At 72.9% G+C, this 5,238-nt stretch carries 4 protein-coding genes; 2 read left to right on the top strand and 2 right to left on the bottom strand.

The window, feature by feature from the left end:
- Positions 1 to 66: 66 nt before the first annotated feature.
- Both ACFCY7_RS39695 and ACFCY7_RS39690 read right to left on the bottom strand, forming a co-directional pair.
- A complete protein-coding gene (locus tag ACFCY7_RS39695) occupies positions 67 to 1,881 on the bottom strand; it encodes an ABC transporter permease/substrate binding protein (RefSeq protein ID WP_376490944.1) in 1,815 nt (604 codons plus the stop codon).
- Positions 1,874 to 2,950: a glycine betaine/L-proline ABC transporter ATP-binding protein gene (locus tag ACFCY7_RS39690; RefSeq protein ID WP_376490943.1), complete on the bottom strand. Its 1,077-nt coding sequence runs from the start codon at positions 2,948 to 2,950 to the stop codon at positions 1,874 to 1,876. The genes ACFCY7_RS39695 and ACFCY7_RS39690 overlap by 8 nt, the downstream gene beginning before the upstream one ends.
- Positions 2,951 to 3,209: 259 nt before the next feature.
- On the opposite strand from ACFCY7_RS39690, the gene ACFCY7_RS39685 reads away from it, so the two are divergent.
- Together ACFCY7_RS39685 and ACFCY7_RS39680 are read left to right on the top strand one after the other, a co-directional pair.
- Positions 3,210 to 4,142 carry a 5'-3' exonuclease H3TH domain-containing protein gene (locus ACFCY7_RS39685; RefSeq protein WP_376490942.1) on the top strand — a complete coding sequence of 311 codons (933 nt, stop codon included), beginning with the start codon at positions 3,210 to 3,212 and terminating at the stop codon, positions 4,140 to 4,142.
- 229 nt (positions 4,143 to 4,371) lie between these two features.
- Positions 4,372 to 5,208, top strand: a complete 837-nt coding sequence (locus tag ACFCY7_RS39680) for a siderophore-interacting protein (RefSeq protein ID WP_376490941.1) — start codon at positions 4,372 to 4,374, stop codon at positions 5,206 to 5,208.
- The last annotated feature ends 30 nt before the right edge of the window (positions 5,209 to 5,238 follow it).

Raw genomic sequence — 5,238 nt, 5'->3', positions numbered from 1 at the left:
GCACGCTCGGCGACCGCCCCTTTTCGGACAGGAGTCACGCACCGTCCGTCGGACGGGCTCCGGTCGCTACCGCGGGGCGAGCTTCTCCGCGAGGCCGGGGGTGCGGTCCAGCCAGGTGCGGACGGCCTGCTGCTCCTTGCCCTTGCCCGTCTCCTGGATGACGGCTTCGAGGTCCGTGAGCTGCTTCTCGGTCAGCTCGAAGTCCTTCAGCCAGGCGCCGACCTCGGGGTTCTCCGCGGCGAAGCCCTTGCGGGCGAGGGTGTGGACGCCGTCGCCCTCGCCCCAGGAACCCTTCGGGTCCGCGAGCTTCTTCAGCTCGTGCGCCGAGTAGGCCCAGTGCGGCGACCAGAGGGTGACGACGACCGGTTCCTTGCGGTCGTACGCGCGCTTCAACTCGGCGAGCATGCCGGGCGTGGAGCCGTCGACGACCTCGTACTCGCCCTCTAGGCCGTACTCCTTGAGCACCTTGTCCTTGAGGATGCCCATCATCCCGGCGCTGGGCTCGATGCCGACGATGCGGCCCTTGAACTGCCCCGCCTTCCCCTTGAGGTCGGCGAGCGAGTCGACGCCCTTCACGTACGAGGGGACGGAGAGTTCCAGCGAGGTGGGGCCGTACCAGGAGCCGAGGTCCTCCAGCTTGTTCCGGTACTTCTCCCAGTACTGGGCGTGGGTGACGGGCAGCCAGGCGTCGGTCTGGAAGTCGAGCTGCCCGCCGGCCAGGCCGGTGTAGAGCGCGCCGGCCTCCAGCTGCTTGGTGTCGACCTCGTAACCGCGCCGCTCCAGGAGTTCCTTCCAGAGGTACGTGGAGGCGATGCCCTCGTCCCAGGGGATGTAGCCGATGCTGATCTTCTTGCCGTGACCGCCGCCGTCGCCGGAGGCGGTGGGGGAGGTCGCGCCGCCGGAGCGGCCGAGGAAGCCCGTGCCGCCGGCGACGAGGGCGAGGACGACGACGCCGACGAGGGCCGTGACGGGCTGCGGGCGGTGCGCCCAGAGCTTCGCCCCGGGCCGCTTCGAGGCCAGCGCGGCGCGCGCCTTGGCGGCGGCGCGGCGGCCCAGCGGGGAGACCTGGCGGCCGAGCGCGCCGGTCATCCGGTCGAGGTACATGGCGAGGACGACGATGGAGATCCCGGCCTCGAAGCCGAGGCCGATGTCGACGTTGCCGATGGCCCGGTAGACCGCGCCGCCGAGCCCGCCGCCGCCGACCATGCCCGCGATGACGACCATGGACAGGCCGAGCATGATGACCTGGTTGACGCCCGCCATGATCGTCGGCAGGGCGAGCGGCAGCTGCACGCGGAGCAGGGTGTCGCGCGGTGTGGTGCCGAAGGCCTGGGCGGCCTCGACGAGTTCGCCGTCGACCTGGCGGATGCCGAGCTCGGTCATCCGGACGCCGGGGGGCAGCGCGAACACGATGGTGGCGATGATGCCCGGGACCACCCCGACGCCGAAGAAGATGATGCCGGGGATGAGGTAGACCATCGCCGGCATGGTCTGCATGAAGTCGAGCACGGGCCGCAGCACCGCGCTGACCGTCTTCGAGCGGGCCGCCCAGATGCCGAGCGGGACGGCGATCACCAGGGTCACGAGCGTCGACACGAGGACCAGCGAGAGCGTCGCCATGGCCTCGTCCCACAGCTGGACGGAGTCCACGAGCGCGAATCCGGCGAACGCCAGGACGGCGGCGGCGAGGCCGCGCAGCCACCAGGCGACGACGGCGAGGATGCCGGCGAAGAGGAGCGGCTGGGGCGCCGACAGGACGGCGTCGATGCCGTCGTAGAGGCCGGTGACGCCGGCGCTGACCGCGTCGAAGAGCCAGGAGAGCTGCGCCTGGAGCCAGTCGACGGAGCTGTCGACCCACTGGCCGAGGGGAAGCCTAGGCACCGGCGGTCACCTCCCGGGCCCCGGCGTACGGGGCATCCGTCGCGCCGAGGCCGCCCAGTGCGGCGAGGAGGCGTTCGGGCGGTACGACTCCGAGGACGGCGCCGTCGGAGTCCTCGACGGTCACGGGGTGCGGGGCGAGGGCGGCGACGGCGCACAGGTCCGCGACGAGTGTGTCGGGGCCGACGGCCCGGCAGGCGCAGTCGGCGGGGCAGTCGGCCGCGGGGGCGCCGGCCGTCATGACCGCGGAGGCGGTGAGCACCCGGGAGCGGTCGACGTCCTGGATGAAGGAGGCCACGTAGTCGTCGGCGGGGCGGACGAGGATGTCCTCCGCCGTGCCGAGCTGGACGATCCGGCCGTTGCGCATGACGGCGATCCGGTCGCCGAGGCGCATGGCCTCGTTGAGGTCGTGGGTGATGAAGACGATGGTCTTCTTCAGGCGCTGCTGGAGGACGAGGAGCTGGTCCTGCATGTCCCGGCGGATGAGCGGGTCGAGCGCGCTGAACGACTCGTCCATGAGCAGCAGGTCCGCGTCCGTGGCGAGCGCGCGGGCCAGGCCGACGCGCTGCTGCATGCCGCCGGACAGCTCGTCGGGCCAGGACTCCTCCCAGCCGCCGAGCCCGCACAGTTCGAGCGCCTCGGCGGCGCGGGTCTCGCGCTCGGCGCGCGGGACGCCCTGCACCTCCAGGCCGTAGGCGGCGTTGTCCAGGACGTTTCGGTGCGGGAACAGCGCGAAGTGCTGGAAGACCATGCTGATCTTGCCGGCGCGGACCGCGCGCAGCTCGCGGGGAGAGAGAGCGGTGAGGTCGCGGCCGTCGAAGAGGACCCGGCCCGCGGTGGGTTCGAGCAGACCGTTGAGCATGCGCAGGAGGGTCGACTTGCCGGATCCCGAGAGGCCCATCACGACGAAGATCTGACCGGGTTCGACGGTGAAGCCGGCGTCGACGACGGCGGCCGTCGTCCCCTCGGCCCGCAGTTCCTCGCGGTCGGCGCCGTCGGCCAGCCTGCGGACGGCTTCGTCGGGTCGTCTCCCGAACACCTTGTACAGGTGATCGGCCTGGAGCCTGGACACATACACCTCACGGGTAGCAACGAAGAACGGCCCCACCACCCCCGCGCGGCCGGGCCGTGGAGCGGGCGGGATCGGCCCGCGGCCCGTCGCGTACGGGGACTTCTCTCTCGCATCCCGTACCGGGTCCGCTCCGGGCTCCCGCCTCCCCGGCTTCACCGGGTGCAAACGCAAAGGTGACACGCGTCACGCCGGGGCCGGGCCGCACCTCCCCGCCGGGGCCCGGTCTGTCGGTCCCCGAGGTCTGTCGGTGGCGTGCGGCATGATCGGGCGGGTGACCCGACGTTTGATGCTCCTCGACACCGCCAGCCTGTACTTCCGCGCCTACTTCGGCGTCCCGGACTCGGTCCGCGCACCGGACGGCACCCCGGTGAACGCCGTTCGGGGGCTGCTCGACTTCATCACCCGGCTCGTCCAGGACCACCGCCCCGACGACCTCGTGGCCTGCTGGGACGAGGACTGGCGGCCGCAGTGGCGGGTCGACCTCATCCCGTCGTACAAGGCGCACCGCGTGGCGGTCGAGACGGAGACCGGCCCGGACGAGGAGGAGATCCCCGACACCCTCTCCCCGCAGGTGCCGGTCATCGAGGAGGTCCTCGCCGCGCTCGGCATCGCCCGCGTCGGGGCCGCGGGGTACGAGGCCGACGACGTCATCGGCACCCTGGCAGGGCGCGCGACGGGCCCGGTCGACATCGTCACGGGCGACCGCGACCTCTTCCAGCTGGTGGACGACGCCCGCGAGGTGCGCGTGCTGTACCCGCGCAAGGGCGTCGGCGACTGCGACCTGGTGGACGCGGAGTTCATCCGGACCAAGTACGGGGTGCGCCCCGACCAGTACGCGGACTTCGCCGCGCTGCGCGGGGACGCGAGCGACGGGCTGCCCGGCGTCAAGGGCATCGGCGAGAAGACGGCCGCCCAGCTCGTCACCGAGTACGGCGACCTCGCCGGGGTCCGGGCGGCCGCCGAGGACCGCACCTCGAAGCTCACGCCCGCCAAGCGGCGCGGGATCGCCGAGGCGGCCGCGTACCTCGACGTGGCTCCGACGGTCGTCCGCGTCGCCGGGGACGCCCCCCTCCCCGCGTTCGACCCGGCACTGCCTTCGGCCCCCCGCGACCCGGCGGCCCTCGACGCGCTGGTGAAGCGCTGGGGCCTGGGCGGGGCAGTGGGACGACTGCTGCCGGTACTGGAGCGCTGACGGGGCGGGGTTGTACTGGCGGGGTGGGGGTGCGCTGGCGGGGCGGGGTCGTACGGGGGATCCCGCGTGCGCGTCCGGACGCGGGCCCCGCGCGCGGGCGCTCGCGCCGACCCGGAACCAGGGCCCCCGGAACCGGGTTCTCGAAGCCCGCCCCCTGGGGGCCTGGGGTGTGCCGCTCCGAGGTGCTAGCTTAGGCATACCTAAGTACGCAGAGTCAGGAGAGCCCCTCGTGGCAGAGCAGCCGGCCCGCAAGGCACCGAAGGCCACCGAAGCGCACGTGGTGCGCACCGAGCGGATCACGCCGCACATGGTTCGGGTGGTCCTTGGCGGCCCCGGGCTCGACGGTTTCGACGCCGGCGAGTACACCGACCACTACGTGAAGTTGCTCTTCGCCCCGGAGGGGGTCGCCTACCCGGAGCCGTTCGACATGGAGCGGATCCGGGCGGAGTTCCCCCGGGAGCAGTGGCCGACGACCCGGACGTACACGGTGCGGGCGTGGGACGTGCTGCACCGCGAGCTCACGGTCGACTTCGTGGTCCACGGCGACGAGGGCCTGGCCGGCCCGTGGGCGGCGCGCGCGCAGGCGGGCGAGACCGTGCGCTTCCTCGGCCCGGGCGGCGGCTACACGCCGGACCCGACCGCGGACTGGCACCTGCTCGTGGGTGACGAGAGCGCGCTGCCGGCCATCGCGGTCGCCCTGGAGCGGCTGCCCGCCGGTGCGCGGGTGCACGCGTTCGTCGAGGTGTCGGACGCGGCGGAGGAGCAGAAGTTCTCGACGGCCGACGGGGTGGACGTCACCTGGCTGCACCGCGGCGACCGCCCGGCCGGCGAAGCGCTCGTCGAGGCCGTCCGCACCCTGGACTTCCCGGCCGGCGACGTCCACGCCTTCGTCCACGGCGAGGCCGGCTTCGTGAAGGACCTGCGCCGCCACCTCCGCCTCGACCGCGGAGTGGCCCGCGAGCGCCTCTCCATCTCGGGCTACTGGCGCCTGGGCAAGTCGGACGAGGCCTGGCGCGCGATCAAGCGCGAATGGAACGAGCAGGTGGAGCGCGAACAGGAGAACTGACGCCCCCCAAGGGGCGGGGCGGGTGCCATC

Origin of the sequence: Streptomyces sp. NPDC056361, from assembly GCF_042262805.1 — a bacterium.
Lineage (GTDB): Bacteria > Actinomycetota > Actinomycetes > Streptomycetales > Streptomycetaceae > Streptomyces.
Note: the sequence above shows the minus strand (reverse complement) of the source record. Positions and strands in the feature narration are given on the sequence as shown.